The organism is Salinisphaera sp. C84B14, assembly GCF_040361435.1.
Taxonomy (GTDB): Bacteria; Pseudomonadota; Gammaproteobacteria; order Nevskiales; family Salinisphaeraceae; genus Salinisphaera.
The window spans coordinates 175,744-193,644 of the sequence record NZ_APNL01000002.1 but is presented as its reverse complement, the minus strand read 5'-3'; the positions used below and the strand labels follow the sequence as shown (position 1 = coordinate 193,644).

Genomic DNA, 17,901 nt, shown 5'->3' with positions numbered 1-17,901 from the left:
AGCCCCGGCTTACCAGCGTACCCGCGTGCCGCGTACGTCGATATGCACGAAGGGGCCGTGGCGGGAATTGGCCGGGTATACGCTCATACCACCGGCCAGCGACGGCTTTGCGGCCACCACGGTTTCCACCAGATCGGCCAGCCAGCGTGCATCGGCGCTGTCCACAACGCCGTCTTCGTTGAGATCGTCCATGCGGCCGTCGCCGTTCGCGTCCACGAAGATATCGGCGGCGCTGCCGAACAGGTGCTGGCTATAGACCGTGGTGTTGCCGATATCGGCGTTGTACCAGGGCGTGCGATAGCCGCTCATCACCGTAATGGTGTCGAGATCGAAACCGGCATCGGCGAGCGCGGCGTGTAGCCGTTCGAGTTTTTCCAGCAGCCGCGGGCGCACGAGCACGTATTTGGGCCAGTGCTCGGGCTGTTGATGACACAGGAACTGGCCGAGGGTGAAATGCTCGGATAGGGCCACATCCTGATTGGCGCGGGTGACCTGGATCAGGCCGTCGGGCGGCGCGGAGCTGGCCCGGCCGCGCAGGCCGTGCGGCTCGTAACGCCCGATACGATAGCCGTCGAGCGCCGATTGGCGGGCATCGTAGGGTTTTTTCACGAACACGTTGAGCCGTTGCCGGCTCATGTTGTCGCGGTTGTATATCACCAGCGGATACAGGCCGGGCTCGTTCGGCGCCTGCCAGCGCCAGCGAGCGGCCGACACGGTTTCGAGTACGCCCGCGCCCGATGTCTGCAGGACCAGCTCCGCGCCCGGGGGCAAGTCCCGGGCGGCGATGTCGATACGCTCGCCCGGCATCGCGAACGCGGCCCGGAGCGAGGGCGGCTGTGGCGTGCCGTCGATGGCCAGCGCGAATTGCGCTTCGCTGCGCTGCTCGCCCATAGCCAGGCTGTCGTCGAGCACCAGACGCGCCTGGGCGGCCGACGCGCACAGCGCCAGGCAGAACATCAGCGCTGCGAGGCTAGGCTTCAACTGGCTTCGGCCCGCGCGAGGGTATTGTCGGGCACGCTGCGATCGACCTGGCGCATGGCTTTTTCCACGCGCGGATCGTTGTCGTAGACGTCGGCACGGAAATTCACGCCTGCCTCATCGACGAAGGCGGTCCAGTAGGCCAGATAGACCGGGATCGATTCCTCGAGATCCACCCGCTGGCGATCCTCTTCGTGGAGCGCGCTGTCGATACGGGCGGTATCCCAGTCGGGTTTGCCGGCCAGCACGAACGCCGCCAGCTGGTCCGGATGCTGGACGCGTACGCAGCCGTGGCTGAAATCGCGTTCGTTGCGGGAGAACAGCTGTTCTGCCGGGCTGTCGTGCAGATAGACCGCGTACTGGTTGGGAAACATGAACTTCACCAAGCCCAGCGCGTTGTGGCTGCCGCCGCGCTGGCGCACGAAAAGCGTGCCGGCTTCGACCTTGTCGATGTTTTCGGAGGTGTTGGGCAATACCTCGGCGTCGGGCGTGAATTCGGCGACAATCTCGTAGTCTTTTTGGTCGAGATAACCGGGATTCTTGCGGACCTCGGGCACGATCTCGTCGGCGGCGATGCTGGTCGGCACGTTCCAGTAGGGGCGAAAGACGACGTACTCCATGGCGTCGGAGAAAATCGGCGTGGCGCGGTCGTCGTAGGATTCGCCCACCACCACGCGCATTTCCAGCGCCGGCCGGCCGTTGTCGTAGGCCCGCAGGCGATATTCCGGGATATTGACCATCACGTAGCGCTCGCCCAGGTCGGCCGGCAGCCAGCGCCAGCGTTCCAGGTTGATCTCGATCTGGCGTACGCGTTGCTCGGCCGGTACGTTCAGCGCGGCCCGCGTGCCGGGGCCCACCTTGCCATCGATCTTGAGGCCGTGGCGGCGCTGGAAATGTTCGACCGCCTTTGCCAGCGGCGCGTCGTAGCGCGGCGAGCGGGTATCGCCGTCCTGGGGCGCGTCCATCGTTTCCAAGGCGTTCACGCCGTCTTCGACGTTGTCGCCCGTTTCGCTGCCCGGGGTGAGATCGCCGCTGGCCTGCAGGCGTTTTCGCAGCGTGGCCACACGCGCATCGCGCACGCCGGTTTCCAGCAGCGGTCCGTCGGGCACTTCGGGCCAGCCGCCCGCATCCACGATGGCACGATAGTCCGCCAGCGCTTTCACCAGGCGGGTATAGCCATCGTGGGGCGGGCGCAGCTCGGTCAGCGCGGCATCGACATCGCCGTCGCGCGTGGCCCGTTCAAGCGCGCCGGCATAGTCGACCGGTGGCAGGTCTTCGTACCAGCGCGGGCGCAGATCGCCTTCGCCAACGCGGCCCTGGTGCAGATCGACGGCATAGCGCACGAACGCCTGGCTCAAGCGAATATCGAGTGCGGCCACGGTGTCGGCATCCATCGGCCCGGGGGCGGTATCGGCCTGTTCGATACGCCGGGCCAGCGCGTCGTAACCATAGTCGGCGGTGACCAGCCCCTGGCGGCTGGCACGCGACAGGGCGTCCAGCAGGGTCTTGATTTCGTCGCGGGCGGCGCCCTGACTATCGAACCAGGCAGCGGCGTGGTCGTGGTGCTGGTAGTAGTCGACCACGGCATGGTCGACGGTGTCGTCCGATAAATCGGCCAGCGCGGTCTTGATCGCGGCTTTCTGGCCGGCGCCGGCCTGGGTATCGGCGCGCGCGCTTGACGTGTCGCTGTCGGCGGCTTCGTTCGAGGCGGGCGCGGGCAGCATCGCTTGATCGGGCGCACTGCTGCAACCGGCAACAGCCAGCGCGAAAAGGCCGGCTAACAGCCCGAGTTTAAAAGTATTCACGGCGTGTCCAATGGTCGTTCCCCTACGCGGGGATGCTACCGCAGCTGGCCTGTCGGCACATCCGGGGCAACCCGGAAGGCCTGGATGGTATCTAGCGGGTGTTCTCGATTTCGATCATCGGGCGAATACGACGCAGCCGTTCCAGCGGGTCGTTGGTGGCCAGCAGGTCGTGTTTGGTGGCGGCATCGAAAGGCAGCAGCTCGGTAAGGCGCGCCGACAGCCAGCTGGCCGAGTCGTAGCTGCGGCTTTCGGTGTCGTAGGGCAGGCCGACCTCGTCGATCAACGCCGCGGCAATCTGCTTGAGCGCCGAAAACTCGATCGGACAGGCGCTGTCGGCGTCTTCGTCGATGAATTCGACGCTGCCCCACCACAGGCCGTTGTCGGCCTGGCGCGTGGAGCGCACCTCGAAACGCGCCCGCCCATGCACGGTGATGCCGAGCGCGCCGTCGTCCAGGCGGTCGAAATCCACGATCTCGACCAGCGTGCCCACCGCATGCGGGCTGCTGAACTCGTGTTCGTTCTCGGGTGGGCGGGTAGCACAGATGCCAAAGCCGGTCTGGCCCTTCATGCACATGGCGACCATGTCGAGATAGCGCGGCTCGAATATACGCAGCGGCATGATGCCGCCGGGGAACAAGACCGTGCTCAAGGGAAATAGCGCGTAATCGGGATGGTCCATGGGCGCGTCGGTAAGGCTATTCGAAAATGAAGCAGCGAATGCTGGGGACAGAGTCATCTTACGCGCTCACAAGCGCGGGCGTGGCAACCGGATCGCGTGACAGGCTGGCGGGGGCCGGCTATCTTCTCGCGACATGTATGAACAACTCGACAAGCGCGACCCGGCGATACGCGCCGAAATCGCGGCCCGTTTCAACGGCGGGATTCCCTATAACCAGGCGATCGGGCTGCGTGTGGTAGATGTTGCCGGCGAGCGTATCGTCACGGCACTCGACTATCGCGAATGCTTCCTCGGCGATCCGGGCGCGGGGCTGTGGCATACCTCGGTGGGCCTGGCTGCCGCCGACAGCACCTGCGGTCTGGCTGTATTTCTGGCGCTGCCGGGGCTGGAAACGATCGCGACCCTGGACTTGCGCATGGATTATCTGCGCCCGGCGGTGGCCGAACAGAGGCTGTGGATCGAAGCCGAGTGCTATCACGTCACCCGCTGCGTGGGTTTCGTGCGGGCCACGCTGCATCAGGGCGAGCGCGAACGCGCGGTATCGCTCTGTACGGCCGCGTTCATGCGCACCGGCCGGCAGCTCAAGCCATGAGCGATAGCAACGAGTCGAAAACGGCGGTGATCCACGAAGATCTGGTCGCCGCGATCCCCTATGCGGCCTATCTGGATCTTCGGATCGAGCAGGCCGATGATGGCGAGGCAAGGGTCTATCGCATGCCCTATCGCGACGAACTGATCGGCAGTCCGCGCCTGCCGGCCCTGCATGGCGGCACGGTGGCCAGCCTGCTGGAGCTGGCCATGCAGTTCGAGGTGCTCATCGCCGAGGCCCAGACGCGTATCCCCTATCCGGTGGATTTCTCGATCGACTACTGGCGCTCGGCGGCGGCCGCGGACTGTCTTTGCCGGTGCCGGCTGATCCGTTCGGGGCGACGTATCGCCCAGGTACAGGCCGAGTGCTGGCAGGATGATCCGGATCGTCCGATCGCCTTTGCCCGTGCCGATTTCCTGTTGCGCGCCGTTGAGGGCGACAACCCGGCCGAGTAGGGCGTAGTCACGGCAGGCGGGCTTTGCGCAGTGGCCGTTTGAATTACACTAGGGCATTCAGGAATATCTGCATCACCTATGGCGGCCCCGAGGGGTCCGGCCTCGAAAGTGCTGCGACTGCGTTGCCGAGCTTGATCTGCCCATGAGGCAGGGCGCTGCGCTCGCACGCCTTGTCGCAAGGCATTTGAGAACTCGGACGCGAGCCGCGAGAGGTTGTGCAGAGATTGCTTAACAGCCATCGCGGCAGTCTTGCCGTATCGAATAAAAAGATGAATCGCTGCGGCGTCAGCGGTTCGCGAAGGAGCGTGTGCACGATGTCAGGGGATGGACAACGCCTGGTTCAGGATCTGCTTGATCAGCTCGATCTGGAGCCGCTGGAGCAACGGCTGTTTCGCGGCAGTTCGCGGGATATCGGCGGCAAGAGCGTGTTCGGCGGCCAGGTCGCGGGGCAGGCCATGGTTGCCGCCACGCGTACCGTGGATGCGTCCCAGCAGGCGCATTCCATGCACGGCTATTTTCTGCGCCCGGGCGATATGCAGGCGGCCATCGTCTACGAAGTCGACAATATTCGCGACGGCAGGAGCTTTGCCACCCGGCGCGTGCAGGCCATCCAGCACGGCCGGCCGATCTTCTCCATGCTGGCCTCGTTTCATATCGAGGAGTCCGGCTATACCCATCAGATGAGCATGCCCGACGTGGTGGGCCCGGAAGAGCTGGCCAGCCACGACGAGCTGCGCCGTGCCTGGGTCGATGCCCTGGATCGGGTGCCGGAATCGCTGCGCGAAGCGGTGGGGCGCGAGGTCGCGATCGACATGCGCGCGGTCAAACCCTGGAACATGCTCGATCCGGACAAGCGCGAGCCGGTGCAGCATGTCTGGTTCAAGGCCAAGGCGCCGCTGCCCGACGACCAGTCCGTGCACCGCGCGGTGCTGACCTATGCCAGCGATTTCAATCTGCTGGCGACATCGCTGTTCCCGCACGGGGTCTCGTTCTTCACCCCCGGCATGCAGATGGCCAGCATCGATCACGCGATCTGGTTCCATCGCGCGTTCCGGGTCGACGAGTGGCTGCTCTATGCCATGGACAGCCCTGGCGCCCAGGATTCGCGCGGCCTGTCGCGCGGGCTGATCTTCAATCGCGACGGCCATCTGGTGGCATCCGTGGCCCAGGAGGGGCTGATTCGCCAGCGCAAGCCGCGCGACGCCTAGGAAAGCTCTGCATAACCTCTCGCGGTCGCGCCGTGGCGGTTACGAAACTGTCATCGTGCCCAACTAGGCTTGAGCCTTCGACAATCGCTTGCGATATCTCGGGGGTTTGGCATGGTTCGAGCGCATGGGCTTCGTATCGTCATCGTTCTGGCCCTGATCGTGGCCGCCTTGCCGGTCGCCGCCTGGCCCGGCAGCGAGGCCCGTCACTTCAAGGCGGATCCGCATATGACAAAAAATCACAAGATCGTGATCGCACATCGCGGCGCCTCCGGCTATTTGCCCGAGCACACGCTGCCTGCCTATGCCATGGCCTATGCCCTGGGCGCAGACTATATCGAGCCCGATCTGGTGATGACCGCCGATCATCGCCTGATCTGCCTGCACGATATCCATCTGGAATCCACCACCGACGTCGAACGCCAGTTCCCTGCCCGCAAGCGCGCCGACGGGCGCTGGTATGCGGCGGATTTCACCCTCGATGAAATCCAGCAGCTCAACGTCACCGAACGGACCAAACCCGACGGCACCCGGGTGTTCCCGGGCCGGTTCAAGGCCGATGCCCAGGGTTTCAAGGTGCCCACCTTCGATGCCGTGGTGGAAATGGTGCAGTCGCTCAATCGCGAAAGCGGGCGCGATGTCGGCATCTACCCCGAAACCAAGGCGCCTGAGTTCCACGATGACGAAGGGCTGCCCATCGAACGCACGCTGCTCGACCGGCTGGCCGCCTACGGTTATGCCGGGCGCGATGCCAAGGTTTATATCCAGAGCTTCGGCTTCGATAACCTGCGCGAAATGCGCGAACAGATGGGCAGCGACCTGCCCATGATCCAGCTTATAAGCGACGCACCGGCCTACGATGAACTGGTTACCCCGGCCGGGCTCGCGACCATCGCGGAATACGCCGACGGCATCGGTCCGGACAAGCAGCGTATCGCCGATACGCACGGCGGCCTGGTGCAGCTCGCCCACGCACGCGGGCTGAAGGTACACCCTTACACCTTTCGCGCCGACCAACTGCCGGCCGGCACCCGCCGGCTCGAAGACGAGCTGCGCCGCTATTACTTCGAGTACGGCGTGGATGGCCTGTTCACCGACTTTACCGATATCGCGGTCGAGGTGATCCACCCGGGCTACCGGCCGCGTCTGTACCCGCGATAGTTCGCGTTCGTGCAGCCGCTGGGGCGGGCTGCCGGCAGCGGCCCGTGCTTTCGTGGCAAACTCGCGGCCCGAACCGCTGTATTGACCACCGATGCCCCAAATTTCTGCCACGCGTCTTGGCCTGGCCGGCGGCGTTTGTACGCTGCTCGGTATCGGCCTGGCCCGTTTCGCCTATACGCCGCTGATTCCGGCGCTGGTCGAAGCCGGCTGGTTTTCGTCGCATGCGGCAGCCTATCTGGGCGCGATCAACCTGCTCGGCTATCTCATCGGTGCGGCCACGGCCCATCGTGCCACCCTCATATGGAGCGTGCGCCCGGTGCTGGCCGCCTGTCTGGCGATCACCGTGGCCAGCCTCTATGCCTGTGCGCTGGACTGGGGCGTGCTCTGGTACGGCTTCTGGCGCCTGGCCTGTGGCATCACCGGGGCCATGATGGTGGTGGTCGGCGTACCGGCCGCGTTGTCGCGGGTGCCTTTGCAGGCGAAGGCGTATACCAGCTCGCTGGTGTTCACGGGTATCGGCCTGGGCATCATGGCCAGCGGTACGGTCGTGCCCTGGCTGGCCGGTTTCGGCGTGGGCGTCACATGGCTGGCGCTCGCGCTCGTGGCCACGGCACTCGCGAGCTGGGCCTGGTTTGCCGTGCTGGGTCGTCTGCCGCCGCTGGAGCGCAGCACGGGTGAAGAACACGTCGATGCCCGTCTGCCGGCGCTGCCCTGGGTCTGGTGATCGCAGCCTACAGTCTCGATGCCATGGGCTTTGTGCCGCATACGCTGTTCTGGGTGGATTACATCGCACGCGAACTGGGCGAAGGGCTGGCCACCGGCAGCGGCTACTGGGTGGTGTTCGGCCTGGGGGCGATGTGCGGGCCGGTGGTCGCCGGCGCACTGGCCGCGCGGCTGCGTTTCAAGCCGGCGCTGGCGCTCGCGCTTACAGTCAAGACGATTGCCGTGTGCCTGCCCGTGCTCTCGACGGGCTGGCTGGCGCTGGGACTGTCGTCGTTTCTGGTCGGAATGTTGGTACCGGGCGTGGTCACGCTCACCTCGGGCACGCTGTCCACCCTGGTCGCTCCGGAGCGCCAGCAGCAGGTCTGGGGCTGGGCCACGCTGGGGTTTGCCCTGACCCAGGCCGTCGCCGCCTACGGCATGTCCTGGGGCTATGAACAGCTGGGCAGCTATCGGCCGCTGTTCGCCATCGCGGCGGTTGCGCTGGCACTCGCCAGCCTGAATGCGATCGCGGCCGTGCGCCGGTCCTAGATGACCAACTCGCACGACATGCCGGGCGGGCTCTGGCGACTGCCGCTGGCCGGCGCGGTGGCGCTGTTGCTGGGCGTGGGCTTCGGGCGCTATGTGTTCACCCCGCTGATCACGCCGCTGGTGGAGAGCGGCTGGTTCACCGCCGAGCAGACCGCGCGCCTGGGCGCGATCAACCTGCTGGGGTATCTCATCGGCGCGGCGGGCGCCAACCGGTATGCCGGCTGGCTCGGCCCGCGCCGTGCGATCGCCAGCTGTCTGATTGCCTTGGTGATCAGCCTCGTAGCCTGTGCATGGCCCTGGGCAATGATCGTCTACGGCTTCTGGCGGCTGATCGCCGGTGCGGCGGCGGCGACGCTGACCATCGTGGTCACGCCGACGATCATGGCGCGGATGCCTGCTGCACGACGGCCGCTGGCCTCGGCGACGATCTTTACCGGCATCGGCGTGGGCACCATGGGCGTGAGCCTGCTCGTGCCGCGCCTGGCCAGCGCCGGCATCGGCGCGACCTGGCTGGCCACGGCCGGCGTGGGCGCCGTGCTGGCCTGGATCAGCTGGCTCGGCGTGTGGCGCCATCTGCCGGCCGAGGCCGCTCCGGGTGACGATACGGCGGCGGCCCCTGCGAGCGCGGGGCATACGCCCTGGGTGTTGATCGGTCTGGTGGTGGCCGCCTACGGGCTGAGCGCGGCCGGCTATGTGCCGCATTCGCTCTATTGGGTGGACTATATCGCCCGCGAACTGGGTCGCGGTCTTGAAGCGGGCAACCGCTACTGGCTGCTGCTGGGCCTGGGCGGCGTGATCGGCCCGGCCCTGGCCGGCATCACCGCACGCTGGCTCGGCTTCGAACGCGCGCTGGTCGCGGCCTTCGTGCTGATGACGCTGGCCACGGCCTTGCCGCTGGTGTTGACCGGTTTCACCGGGCTGGGCCTGTCGTCGCTGGTGGTGGGCGCGATGGTGCCGGCGATCATCACCCTGACCGCCGGCACCGTGCATGCGCTCTCGCCGGTCGCTCGCCAGCGCCAGATCTGGGGCTGGGCCACGCTGTCATTCGCGGCCACCCAGGCGGTCGGTGGGTTTGCCATGGCCCGGCTTTATGCGTTCGCCGGCAGTTATGCCACGACGATTGCTGCCGGTGCCGTGATCCTCGTCGTTGCCACGGGCTGCTCTCTGGCGGGCGCGATAGGGGCGCGGCGCAGGGCGCTCGCCGTGCGCGCCGATCGCTCCAAGGGTTGAAGACATGGTCGAACTCGGTACAACAACGCTATTTTCGTATTCGATGACCCATTGGGCCACGTTTTTTACGGCGGCTGTGTTGCTCAATATCACCCCGGGGCCCGATATGGCCTATGTGCTCGCGCATTCGCTGCGGCGTGGGCGTCGCGCCGGGTTTATAGCCATGGGTGGCGTGTGGCTCGGGGCGTTCGTACATGTCGTGCTGGCCGCGCTCGGTCTGTCGGCGCTGCTGGCCAGCTCGGCGCTGGCGTTTGCCCTGGTCAAGTACGTAGGCGCGCTTTATCTGCTGTGGCTGGGTATTCAGGCGTGGCGGGCCAGCGCCGATCCGATGCCGCAGGCAACGGCCGAGTCCGGGTCGGCCCGGTCGACGTTCGGCCGCGGCGTGCTGGTGGCCGCGCTCAACCCGAAGGTGGCCGTGTTCTTTCTGGCGTTTCTGCCGCAGTTCGTGGTGCCCGGCGCGGGGCCCGTGGGCGCCCAGCTGTTTCTGCACGGCTGTCTGATCATTGCAGTGGCGGCGTTGGTGGAGCCGCCGATGGTGTGGTTTGCGGCATCTGTCGCCCGGCGCATGCGTGCCAACGCGGCGATGCAGCGCTGGCTCGATCGTGCCCTCGGGTCGCTGTTTATCGCGCTGGGGCTGCGTCTGGCGACGGCGTCTCGCTAGGGCGTGTCGTCATATCTTATGACCACACGCCCTAGGACCTGGGCTTGCGGATACGCGGGCGAAAGCCGGCCGGCTTGTCGGCCAGCCAGGTAACGAACTGGGCAATATCGGGGTGGGCCAGCAGGGCGTCGCGCGAGTTGTAGGTTTCGGCCAGCTCCTTTTCGCCCAGCACCGCATGGATATGACTGTGGCAGGGGCGACAGACGTGCAGGATCGCGCCCAGGCGCTCTTCGCGGTCGAAGCGCCGGCGAATACGCTTGAGCCGGTGGGTACGCCGCGGAATCAGATGGTGGCGGGTCGTGCGTACGCCTTCGCGCCCACATAAAGCACAGCGAGGGGGATCGCCGGGCGTGCTCATCCCTGCGGGGCGCCACGTCGCAGGCGACGGCGCAGCAGCGCGATCACCGTGTAGCCGATATGCGCGAGCCACAGCAGCGCCCCTGCCGGTAGCGTGGCCAGCGTGAGCCAGCCGAATACGCCGGCGCTATACAGCGCCTCGCCGATATCCATGCCCCACAGCGGGCAGGGATAGGCGCCGGACTCGTCGACCCGACACCCCAGCGCGTTGCCCAGCTGGCCAGCCGCCACCGCGATGACGACCGGCGCAATCGCAAACAGCAGGATGCCGGCCTGGACACCGAAAAACGTCCACAGGCCGCGCCGGGCGCAGGCGCTGTGTATGCCCCGATCAGCCATCGCGGGCGGCGCGGCTGTCTTTCTGCCCTGGGGAGTCGCCCGGTTCCAGCGCGTCGAGCGCGTCGCTTAGATACTGGAGCATGTGCTGCATGCTCGGCACCGACCGTCGACACGCCAGCAGGCCGAACTCGAGCGAGTCGCGATAGCTGGCCAGGCTGATATTGAGCGCCTGACCGTCGAGCACGATCGAGACCGGGTACATGCCCTCGAGTTGGGCATCGCCGTAATACAGGGTCTCGCCCGGCCCCGGCACGTTTGAAATCACCACGTTGAAGGCCTGGTGACGCGGTGCGATTCCGGTGAGCAGGTTGATACCTGCCGGTGTGGACAGGGCAGCTGTGAAACCCAGGATCTGTTCGCTGGTCATGTCCTTGTAGCGGCGCTTCCAGTGTTCCACCGAGTGCTGGATGGCGGCGAGCCGTTCCACCGGGCCGACCACGTCGGTGGCCAGGCTGGCAAAGATCATCGCCACCTTGTTGCCGGTGCCGCTGTCGGCGGTATGCAGTGATACCGGCAGCATGGCGACCAGCGGCTCGTCGGGCAGGGCGTCGCGGGAGAGCAGATACGCACGCAGCGCGCTGGCACACATGGCCAGCACGATATCGTTGACCGTCGCGTCGTAGTGCTTGGCAAGCTTTTTGATCCGGCTCAGCGAATATGACTGGGCCGCGAAGCGTCGCGAGCCGCTGATCCGCCGGTTGAGCATGCAGGTCGGCGCCTGTTTGAAGGCGGTGAAATCGGGCTCTTCACGGGCCTGTTGCCAGGCCGAGAATACCTGCTGGCCCACCCGCGGCATGGCTGCCATCTGGCGAGCCGTGGCGGCTGCCGCCTTCCACGTACCCTGCCAGGGCGACGGCCGGTTGCGCCGTGACCGCTCGTCGTCGCTTTCGGGCAACTGCCAGGGCACGCACAGCCCGCCCGGCGACGGCTGATCGTTGAGCGAACGTCGCATCACGCGCATGGCGCTGATGCCGTCCATGAGCGAATGGTGAAACTTGGTATAAACGGCGAATCGATTGTCGGTCACGCCTTCGATGAAGTAGGTCTCCCACATCGGCCGGGAGCGATCGAGAAGGGCGCCGTGCAGCATCGACACCAGGGCCAGCAGGTCGCGGATCGCCCCCGGAGCGGGCAGGGCGAGGTGGCGCACGTGGTATTCCATATCGAAGCTGTCGTCGGCGACCCAGAACGGCTGGCCGAACCGATACTTCAGACGTCGATTGAAGGGTACCTGTACGTCGGTGAAGCTGCGTGCCTTGGTGACCACCTCGCGCACATAGTCCGGCCCCGCATCCTCGGGGATGGAAAACAGCTGCAGGCCGCCCACGTGCATGGGCTGATGTCGCCCCTCCAGATGCAGGAATATCTGGTCGACAGGATTGAGCAGCTGCATGAGGGGCTCCGGATGGTCAGGCGTTCGCCGGGTCGGCACGCCCAAAGCACGAGACTAGCGCTTGCACCATGGCGGCGCATAGGCCTGATCGCCGCGAATGCACCGGAGGACGCGGTTCAAGACAGATCGATGGCATGCGCCTTGAGCGCAGACAGCTCGACGATCTCAAGCGCGGCTTCATCGGTCGCGGTCAGCGCCACCCGGGGTGCCACCCCGGCTTCGAGGGCCTGTGCCCAGCGGGCGGCGCACAGGCACCAGCGGTCGCCGGCCTTGAGCCCGGGGAAGTCGAATTCGGGACGCGGGGTGGACAGATCGTTGCCACGGCGGGCAGAGAATTCGAGAAATTCGTCGCTGACAACCGCACAGACCACGTGCCGGCCGATATCCGAAGGGCCGGTGCGACAGTAGCCATCGCGATAGAAGCCGGTGGTCGGTGCGTCACAGCAGCCGGCCAGCGGCTCGCCGAGTACGTTGCGTGCGTGAGTCGATGTCATTGTTGTTGCTGCATCTCCTGTTGGCGCATGGGCATGCTGTCGATTTCGTCGAAGAAGGCATGGATATCGAGCGATTCGCTCTGGCGTGCCTTCACGCCGCCATCCTTGCCCACCAGCACTGCCTGAAACCCGCCGCCGTCGTGCAAGGCGGTGATCGAAGCGCGCTCGACAGGCTTGGACAGATTGCTGTGCAGGGCGTCGGGGCTGACCACGAACCAGGCGATATCGCGCTCGGCGATGCCGACCGTGTTGGAAAGCTCGTCGGCCGTTTCGCGGCCGGCCGTATCGGTGGGCGTGAATACCGCGACCACGCGATAATCCCATTGCAGGTCGTCGAGCGTGGCGGCCGCGGCACTGCCGGCGCCGATGAGCGTGGAACACAGGCTGGCCATAACGAATCTACGTAGCATGCTCGGCACTCCTTACGGTGATGGGGGCAAGCCGGGCCGAACGGGTATCCGGCATCGGCGCGTTGTCCGCGCCGTAGTAGGTGGTCACCACCGACAGCTTGCGTTCGTCGGTGGTGTTGGCGCCGGCGGCATGAAATACCCCGGCATCGAAGAACAGCACGTCGCCGGGTGCCAGCTCTGCGGTAACCGCCGATTCGATGAGCTCGGCGTTGTCGGGCCGGTCTTCGCGCAGGAACTGGGCGCTATCCAGCCGCTCGGCCTCGATCGGCAGGTGCTGGGTCGCCGGCAGCAGCCGCATGCAGCCGTTGGCCCGGGTTTCGTCGCCCAGGGCCAGCCAGGCATTGACCAGGCGCGGCGTTTCGAACGACCAGTAGCGCAGGTCGCGATGCCAGGCCGTGGCCGTTGAATAGCGCGGCGACTTGGTCATGACGCAGTTGTGGTGATTGCGGCTCAGATACACCGTTTCGCTTTCCAGCAGCTGAGCCAAGATCGCGCTCAAACGCCCATCGGCTGCCCAGTCGGCAAACACCGGGTCGCGGTCGTAGGCCTGGCGCAGGCGCCGCGGCGTGTCGCCGCCCGTGGCCGCGCGACTGGCCGGCGCACCCGGATAGGCCACATCGGCTTCATATTCGATCGGTGCGATATGCGCGTCGACGTGCTCGAGCGTGACCCGGCGCAGCGCATTGACGCGCTCGGCGGCCGCGAGTCCACGCATGATCAGGTAGCCGTCGCGCAGAAAAAGCTCGCGCTGGGCCGTCGTCAGTGCGGGCGCTGGCGGGGTGTCGATCGTGGTGCTCATGGTCATGGCTTAAACTTGCGGCCTGCATCCTGATACGCAAGGAACATTAATGAAGTTGCCCGATATTCGATCGATTTATGCCCTGCCGGGCGGGCGGCGTCTGATCTCGCGCGGTATCGGTTTCGTGGCCCCCTATTCGGGCAGCATCGGTGCGCGGGTGGAGTCGCTGTCGGACGGCCAGGCGCGTCTGCGCATGCCGGACAAGCGCGCCAACCGCAATCATCTCAACAGTATTCATGCCTGCGCGCTGTCCACGCTGGCTGAAACCACGGCCGGGTTGTCGGTGCTCTACAGCCTGCCGGCGGACATGCGCGGTATTGCCGTATATCTGGGCGTGGACTATCACGCCAAGGCCCGCGGCCCGATCGTGGCCTCGGCGCGCTGGGCGGTGCCGGCCTCGGGCGAGCAGGTGGAACGCGATATCGAAGTGCTCATGCACGATCGCGATGATGTGCTGGTGGCTGCGGCGATCGTGCGTTATCGGCTGGGCCCGCGTCGCTGAGTTCATCTGCTACATCGTCTACGGCGTAATACAGTCAGAATTGTTCAATACGTGGTCAGAAGATGAAACGACGTGTGTTTATCGGTGGTGCGGTGTTCAGCGCGCTGGGTGTGACCGCGCTCGGCCGGGTATTGGCCGACGACGAGGCCCCCAGCGGCGCGAGCGCCGGCAAGGCGGCTTCTGCGAGCGAGGTGTCAACGCTGAACAAGACCGAGGCCGAATGGCGTGAGCAGCTCTCGCCGGAAGCATTTCGCGTGCTGCGCAAGGAGGCCACCGAGCCGGCCGGCTCGAGCGAGCTCAATGACGTGAAAGCCAAGGGCGAGTTCGTCTGTGCCGGCTGCGAGCTGCCGCTGTTCAAAAGCGAGTGGAAGTTCGAGTCGGGCACCGGCTGGCCGAGTTTCTACAACTACATCGACGGTCATCTGGGCTTCAAGACCGATTACAAGCTGATCATTCCGCGCAAGGAATACCACTGTGCGCGCTGCGGCGGGCATCAGGGCCATGTCTTCAACGACGGGCCCAAGCCCACCGGCAAGCGCTACTGCAACAACGGCGTTGCGCTGAAGTTCGTGGCTGCCGCCTAGGGGCGCGAAACGACAGAAGCCCTGGCTGTTGCAGGGCTTCTGTGCGGCCGTCGACCGATCGTTATTCGTTGGGGGGTGCCCGCGCCGGGCGCGCCCGGCGCGGGCAATGCGACGTCATATCTCATGACGACACGCCCTAGTTCGAGGCGGCGCTCTTCTCGAGCAGGTCCTGGTGCACGTTTTCGGCGTCGGAGTCGACGCGTTTCCAGGTCTGCGACTTGCCGATCAGGCTGATGCCGATAAAGCCGCGGGCCTCAAGGGTGTCCGGGCCGGTCTGGGTGGCCTTGGCCTTGTAGGTCTTGCCGTTGTTCGGATCGTAGATCGTGCCGTTTTCGAATTCGCCATTGCCGACGTATTCGAGGCCGTCGAGGATATTCAACCCCAGCAGACGGCGATCGCGCTTGGATTCATCGGGATTGTTCTTGTCGTAGCGCTTGTCACCGCTCTTGGAGCCGACGATCTTGCCTTTCCAGACGTCGCCTTCTTCATAGAGCTGGACATAGCCGCCGCTGGCGGTTTCCCAGACGCCGGCCGCATCTTCTGCTTTCTTTTCCGCGGCAAAGCCGGTGCCCGAGGCCACCAGCAGTGCGCTGGCCAATAGAGCCTGTTTGAACATCGATTCATCTCCTCATTGCATGATTTCGACTGTATAGCATGCCCGAAACAACCGAACCGTGGATGAATCGGCGTACAAGACAAGCCCCTCTATGCCCCGCTAGACTGCGCCTACATTTCGAGCGCGGCCAGCGTGACGCGCTCCAGCCAGGAAGCCCATGTCCGGGGAAGCACTCATCGCCGTTTTCATCGATTTCGAGAATCTCGCCCTCGGGGTGAAGGACCTGCCGGGCGGCGAGTTCGACATGGGCCTGATCCACAAGCGCGTACTCGAAAAGGGCCGGCTGGTGTTCAAGCGTGCCTACTGCGACTGGGGCCAGTATCGCGGCCAGATGAAATCGTTCCATTCCATGGGCATCGAGATGATCGATATCCCGCAGACGCGTATTTCGGGCAAGAACAGCGCCGATATCCGCATGGTCGTGGACGCGCTGGATCTGTGCTATTCCAAGGACCATATCGACACGTTCGTGCTGGTGTCGGGCGATTCCGACTTCTCGCCGCTGGTATCCAAGCTCAAGGAAAACAACAAGCGCGTGATCGGCTGCGGGGTGAAGTCCTCGACGTCGGAACTGCTGGTCGCCAACTGCGACGAATTCATTTACTACGACGATCTGGTGCGCAAGTCCGGCCGTGCGCGCAAGCGCAAGGCGGAATCGGACCAAAAGCAGGACAAGGGCGCGCAGGCGCGTGAACAGCTGCTGGAAATCGTGTCGTCGCTGGAGTCGGACTACGATCCGGTCTGGGGATCGCTGGTCAAACAGACCATCAAGCGCGTCTACCCGGGCTTCAACGAAAGCTACTACGGCTTCAAAAGCTTTACCGATCTGCTCCAGTCCGCGGAAAAGAACGGCCAGATCAAGCTCGAATACGACGCCGAGCGCGGCAATTACAAGGTCGCGGTGAGCTGATTCGCGACCAATAAAAACCCGGCGCCGCGTACGACGCCGGGTTTCGGTTCAGGCCGGTTGGCCCGAGTACCGCGTTACATGGACGATTCGCTGCGATTGGCCTCGCTGTCGTTCATGCTCGAGCCGGTGGCGCTCTCGGCATCCGACATGCCGGCATCGCTGCTGTCGGCGTTCGTGTTCATGCCCTCGCTGTCGGGCTCGGCAATACCGATTACGCCACAGGCCTGACGCGAACCGGCTGCGCCGATCGGCGGCTGGCTCGGATCATTGGGTTTTTCGTGGATGATCACGCCGCGGCCGATCAGCGCCTTGGCGCCGGTCAACGAGGCGCCGTCGAGCATGCCTTCGTCGGAGGCGGTACCGTCTTCGCCGACGTCGAGATCACCCAGGTCGCCGGTGATACGGTCGATATCGGCCGGCGGGTTCTTCGAGCTGCCCTGCAGGTTGTAGTGCGTGCCTGCGGATTTGCCATCGCCCGACGAGCAATCGCCGTACAAGTGAATATGGTAGCCATGCTTGCCGGGCTCGAGCCCTTCGGCTTCGGTGGTATAGGCCAGGCCGCCGTCCTGCGGGGTGAACCGGATCGTCGCCGATACGCCATCGTTGCCGTCGGTGCCGTGCAGTACGGCAACTGCTGCCTGCGGCATGTCTTCGCTGGCCGACCCGGCAGTGCTGCCCTCGGCGGGGCTGTTGCGATGGCCGTCCAGCATCGTGTCGTCGCCCATCTTCGATTCGTTGCCCGTCTGGGGCGCGGTTTCGGTGGCCGTATCGTTGCTGTTCTGGCTGGCCGTATTGGTCTGGGCGTCGGCGCTGGTGTTCGCGCTATCGACGGCAGCGGCGTCGTCGTTCTGATCGTCATTGTTGCCACATGCGGTCAGGCTCATGGCCAGCAGCATGGCGGCAGAAACGGAGACTACGGATTTCATCATGGACCGTCCTTTGCGTGGGAGTGTCGGGAGTGAGCGAGTGGCGTTCATGAAAAACACCTTCAGCCGTGGCGTGCGTGCAGCCGTGCGACGATCGCTTCGGCATCGTGGGCATCGGTAAACAGATTGTCGTAATTAGCCTGCATCCAGCGGCCCAGCTCGGTGCTGCGGGTGTCCATCAGACGGGCCAGCGAATCGATGTTTTCGCCCTGACCGGTGGCAGCCTCGCGACGTAGCGGATCGCGCTGGGAATCGACGAAGGCCACGGTCTGTTGGTAGCGCGGCGTGTTCGGCTCGGTAACCGAGGCGTCGGTCGTGCCGCGGCTACTGGCCAGCACGCCCTTGGCGACCGATCGCGTGGCATCGGCGGCGACGTCGGTCGTGCTGATCGCGGCCGAACAGCCACCCAGCATCAGTGCGGTGATGGCCACGCATGCGGCAGGCAGCAAAGACTTGCCACCGGTCGGTGTGCGGTTGAATCTGACAAACAAGGATAGCCCCTTACCGTTATCGTTATGCGGTCACGCTATCGTCTGGGCGAAGCCAGCACAATAGGG

23 protein-coding genes are annotated in these 17,901 nt (G+C 65.2%); 11 read left to right on the top strand and 12 right to left on the bottom strand.

Annotated features, from left to right (window positions below):
• Nucleotides 1-9: 9 nt before the first annotated feature.
• The 3 genes from C84B14_RS02390 to C84B14_RS02380 form a co-directional block, all read right to left on the bottom strand.
• Complete coding sequence (locus tag C84B14_RS02390) at nucleotides 10-981, bottom strand: D-Ala-D-Ala carboxypeptidase family metallohydrolase (protein ID WP_353221697.1); 972 nt, start codon at nucleotides 979-981, stop codon at nucleotides 10-12.
• Nucleotides 978-2,783, bottom strand: coding sequence for a L,D-transpeptidase family protein (locus C84B14_RS02385; protein WP_353221696.1), 1,806 nt, complete (start codon nucleotides 2,781-2,783; stop codon nucleotides 978-980). The genes C84B14_RS02390 and C84B14_RS02385 overlap by 4 nt, the downstream gene beginning before the upstream one ends.
• A gap of 91 nt (nucleotides 2,784-2,874) precedes the next feature.
• Nucleotides 2,875-3,462, bottom strand: a complete 588-nt coding sequence (locus C84B14_RS02380) for an LON peptidase substrate-binding domain-containing protein (RefSeq protein ID WP_353221695.1) — start codon at nucleotides 3,460-3,462, stop codon at nucleotides 2,875-2,877.
• A gap of 133 nt (nucleotides 3,463-3,595) precedes the next feature.
• Here C84B14_RS02380 and C84B14_RS02375 point away from each other — a divergent pair, with 133 nt between their 5' ends.
• From C84B14_RS02375 to C84B14_RS02340, 8 genes are all read left to right on the top strand, one after another.
• Entirely contained in the window at nucleotides 3,596-4,054 is a 459-nt protein-coding gene (locus C84B14_RS02375) for a PaaI family thioesterase (RefSeq protein ID WP_353221694.1), read from the top strand.
• A complete protein-coding gene (locus C84B14_RS02370) occupies nucleotides 4,051-4,506 on the top strand; it encodes a PaaI family thioesterase (protein ID WP_353221693.1) in 456 nt (151 codons plus the stop codon). The genes C84B14_RS02375 and C84B14_RS02370 overlap by 4 nt, the downstream gene beginning before the upstream one ends.
• A gap of 314 nt (nucleotides 4,507-4,820) precedes the next feature.
• A complete protein-coding gene (gene tesB, locus C84B14_RS02365) occupies nucleotides 4,821-5,714 on the top strand; it encodes an acyl-CoA thioesterase II (RefSeq protein ID WP_348766993.1) in 894 nt (297 codons plus the stop codon).
• Nucleotides 5,715-5,825: 111 nt separating this feature from the next.
• Nucleotides 5,826-6,872 (top strand): glycerophosphodiester phosphodiesterase, encoded by a 1,047-nt coding sequence (gene glpQ / locus C84B14_RS02360; RefSeq protein WP_353221692.1) that lies wholly within the window; start codon nucleotides 5,826-5,828, stop codon nucleotides 6,870-6,872.
• Between the two features lie 91 nt (nucleotides 6,873-6,963).
• Nucleotides 6,964-7,596, top strand: coding sequence for a YbfB/YjiJ family MFS transporter (locus tag C84B14_RS02355; protein ID WP_353221691.1), 633 nt, complete (start codon nucleotides 6,964-6,966; stop codon nucleotides 7,594-7,596).
• A complete protein-coding gene (locus tag C84B14_RS02350; protein ID WP_353221690.1) occupies nucleotides 7,593-8,123 on the top strand; it encodes a YbfB/YjiJ family MFS transporter in 531 nt (176 codons plus the stop codon). Before C84B14_RS02355 ends, C84B14_RS02350 begins: the two co-directional genes overlap by 4 nt.
• On the top strand, nucleotides 8,124-9,353 hold the full coding sequence (locus tag C84B14_RS02345; protein ID WP_353221689.1) for a YbfB/YjiJ family MFS transporter: 1,230 nt from the start codon (nucleotides 8,124-8,126) through the stop codon (nucleotides 9,351-9,353). It begins immediately after the preceding gene.
• 43 nt (nucleotides 9,354-9,396) lie between these two features.
• The gene (locus tag C84B14_RS02340; RefSeq protein WP_353221688.1) at nucleotides 9,397-10,014 is read left to right on the top strand and encodes a LysE family translocator; all 618 of its coding nucleotides are present in this window, start codon (nucleotides 9,397-9,399) and stop codon (nucleotides 10,012-10,014) included.
• 31 nt (nucleotides 10,015-10,045) lie between these two features.
• On the opposite strand, the gene C84B14_RS02335 is transcribed toward C84B14_RS02340, so the two are convergent.
• The 6 genes from C84B14_RS02335 to C84B14_RS02310 form a co-directional block, all read right to left on the bottom strand.
• Nucleotides 10,046-10,372, bottom strand: a complete 327-nt coding sequence (locus tag C84B14_RS02335) for a hypothetical protein (protein WP_353221687.1) — start codon at nucleotides 10,370-10,372, stop codon at nucleotides 10,046-10,048.
• Complete coding sequence (locus C84B14_RS02330; protein WP_353221686.1) at nucleotides 10,369-10,710, bottom strand: hypothetical protein; 342 nt, start codon at nucleotides 10,708-10,710, stop codon at nucleotides 10,369-10,371. The genes C84B14_RS02335 and C84B14_RS02330 overlap by 4 nt, the downstream gene beginning before the upstream one ends.
• Complete coding sequence (locus C84B14_RS02325; protein WP_353221685.1) at nucleotides 10,703-12,103, bottom strand: WS/DGAT/MGAT family O-acyltransferase; 1,401 nt, start codon at nucleotides 12,101-12,103, stop codon at nucleotides 10,703-10,705. Before C84B14_RS02325 ends, C84B14_RS02330 begins: the two co-directional genes overlap by 8 nt.
• A gap of 116 nt (nucleotides 12,104-12,219) precedes the next feature.
• The gene (locus tag C84B14_RS02320; RefSeq protein WP_353221684.1) at nucleotides 12,220-12,597 is read right to left on the bottom strand and encodes a DUF2237 family protein; all 378 of its coding nucleotides are present in this window, start codon (nucleotides 12,595-12,597) and stop codon (nucleotides 12,220-12,222) included.
• Entirely contained in the window at nucleotides 12,594-13,007 is a 414-nt protein-coding gene (locus C84B14_RS02315) for a DUF4174 domain-containing protein (RefSeq protein ID WP_353221683.1), read from the bottom strand. The genes C84B14_RS02320 and C84B14_RS02315 overlap by 4 nt, the downstream gene beginning before the upstream one ends.
• Complete coding sequence (locus C84B14_RS02310; protein WP_353221682.1) at nucleotides 12,997-13,806, bottom strand: phytanoyl-CoA dioxygenase family protein; 810 nt, start codon at nucleotides 13,804-13,806, stop codon at nucleotides 12,997-12,999. The genes C84B14_RS02315 and C84B14_RS02310 overlap by 11 nt, the downstream gene beginning before the upstream one ends.
• A gap of 49 nt (nucleotides 13,807-13,855) precedes the next feature.
• On the opposite strand from C84B14_RS02310, the gene C84B14_RS02305 reads away from it, so the two are divergent.
• Both C84B14_RS02305 and msrB read left to right on the top strand, forming a co-directional pair.
• Complete coding sequence (locus C84B14_RS02305; RefSeq protein WP_348766983.1) at nucleotides 13,856-14,308, top strand: DUF4442 domain-containing protein; 453 nt, start codon at nucleotides 13,856-13,858, stop codon at nucleotides 14,306-14,308.
• Between the two features lie 62 nt (nucleotides 14,309-14,370).
• Nucleotides 14,371-14,892: a peptide-methionine (R)-S-oxide reductase MsrB gene (gene msrB, locus C84B14_RS02300; RefSeq protein ID WP_353221681.1), complete on the top strand. Its 522-nt coding sequence runs from the start codon at nucleotides 14,371-14,373 to the stop codon at nucleotides 14,890-14,892.
• Nucleotides 14,893-15,028: 136 nt separating this feature from the next.
• Here the strand turns inward: msrB and C84B14_RS02295 are convergent, their stop codons facing one another.
• A complete protein-coding gene (locus C84B14_RS02295; protein ID WP_353221680.1) occupies nucleotides 15,029-15,508 on the bottom strand; it encodes a DUF2147 domain-containing protein in 480 nt (159 codons plus the stop codon).
• A 157-nt stretch (nucleotides 15,509-15,665) separates the two neighbouring features.
• Here C84B14_RS02295 and C84B14_RS02290 point away from each other — a divergent pair, with 157 nt between their 5' ends.
• Entirely contained in the window at nucleotides 15,666-16,418 is a 753-nt protein-coding gene (locus C84B14_RS02290) for an NYN domain-containing protein (RefSeq protein ID WP_348766980.1), read from the top strand.
• 74 nt (nucleotides 16,419-16,492) lie between these two features.
• On the opposite strand, the gene C84B14_RS02285 is transcribed toward C84B14_RS02290, so the two are convergent.
• Entirely contained in the window at nucleotides 16,493-17,347 is an 855-nt protein-coding gene (locus C84B14_RS02285) for a superoxide dismutase family protein (RefSeq protein ID WP_353221679.1), read from the bottom strand.
• A 59-nt stretch (nucleotides 17,348-17,406) separates the two neighbouring features.
• Nucleotides 17,407-17,793, bottom strand: coding sequence for a DUF3015 family protein (locus C84B14_RS02280; RefSeq protein ID WP_353221678.1), 387 nt, complete (start codon nucleotides 17,791-17,793; stop codon nucleotides 17,407-17,409).
• Nucleotides 17,794-17,901: the final 108 nt, after the last annotated feature.

Bases quoted from the DNA above. Each gene is read 5' to 3' on its own strand.
- C84B14_RS02325 (WP_353221685.1), bottom strand. From the start codon at position 12,103: ATGCAGCTGCTCAATCCTGTCGACCAGATATTCCTGCATCTGGAGGGG.
- C84B14_RS02295 (WP_353221680.1), bottom strand. From the start codon at position 15,508: ATGTTCAAACAGGCTCTATTGGCCAGCGCACTGCTGGTGGCCTCGGGC.
- C84B14_RS02340 (WP_353221688.1), top strand. From the start codon at position 9,397: ATGACCCATTGGGCCACGTTTTTTACGGCGGCTGTGTTGCTCAATATC.
- glpQ (WP_353221692.1), top strand. From the start codon at position 5,826: ATGGTTCGAGCGCATGGGCTTCGTATCGTCATCGTTCTGGCCCTGATC.
- C84B14_RS02355 (WP_353221691.1), top strand. From the start codon at position 6,964: ATGCCCCAAATTTCTGCCACGCGTCTTGGCCTGGCCGGCGGCGTTTGT.
- C84B14_RS02345 (WP_353221689.1), top strand. From the start codon at position 8,124: ATGACCAACTCGCACGACATGCCGGGCGGGCTCTGGCGACTGCCGCTG.
- C84B14_RS02320 (WP_353221684.1), bottom strand. From the start codon at position 12,597: ATGACATCGACTCACGCACGCAACGTACTCGGCGAGCCGCTGGCCGGC.
- C84B14_RS02370 (WP_353221693.1), top strand. From the start codon at position 4,051: ATGAGCGATAGCAACGAGTCGAAAACGGCGGTGATCCACGAAGATCTG.
- C84B14_RS02375 (WP_353221694.1), top strand. From the start codon at position 3,596: ATGTATGAACAACTCGACAAGCGCGACCCGGCGATACGCGCCGAAATC.
- C84B14_RS02305 (WP_348766983.1), top strand. From the start codon at position 13,856: ATGAAGTTGCCCGATATTCGATCGATTTATGCCCTGCCGGGCGGGCGG.
- msrB (WP_353221681.1), top strand. From the start codon at position 14,371: ATGAAACGACGTGTGTTTATCGGTGGTGCGGTGTTCAGCGCGCTGGGT.
- C84B14_RS02335 (WP_353221687.1), bottom strand. From the start codon at position 10,372: ATGAGCACGCCCGGCGATCCCCCTCGCTGTGCTTTATGTGGGCGCGAA.
- C84B14_RS02330 (WP_353221686.1), bottom strand. From the start codon at position 10,710: ATGGCTGATCGGGGCATACACAGCGCCTGCGCCCGGCGCGGCCTGTGG.
- C84B14_RS02310 (WP_353221682.1), bottom strand. From the start codon at position 13,806: ATGAGCACCACGATCGACACCCCGCCAGCGCCCGCACTGACGACGGCC.
- C84B14_RS02315 (WP_353221683.1), bottom strand. From the start codon at position 13,007: ATGCTACGTAGATTCGTTATGGCCAGCCTGTGTTCCACGCTCATCGGC.
- C84B14_RS02290 (WP_348766980.1), top strand. From the start codon at position 15,666: ATGTCCGGGGAAGCACTCATCGCCGTTTTCATCGATTTCGAGAATCTC.
- C84B14_RS02380 (WP_353221695.1), bottom strand. From the start codon at position 3,462: ATGGACCATCCCGATTACGCGCTATTTCCCTTGAGCACGGTCTTGTTC.
- tesB (WP_348766993.1), top strand. From the start codon at position 4,821: ATGTCAGGGGATGGACAACGCCTGGTTCAGGATCTGCTTGATCAGCTC.
- C84B14_RS02285 (WP_353221679.1), bottom strand. From the start codon at position 17,347: ATGATGAAATCCGTAGTCTCCGTTTCTGCCGCCATGCTGCTGGCCATG.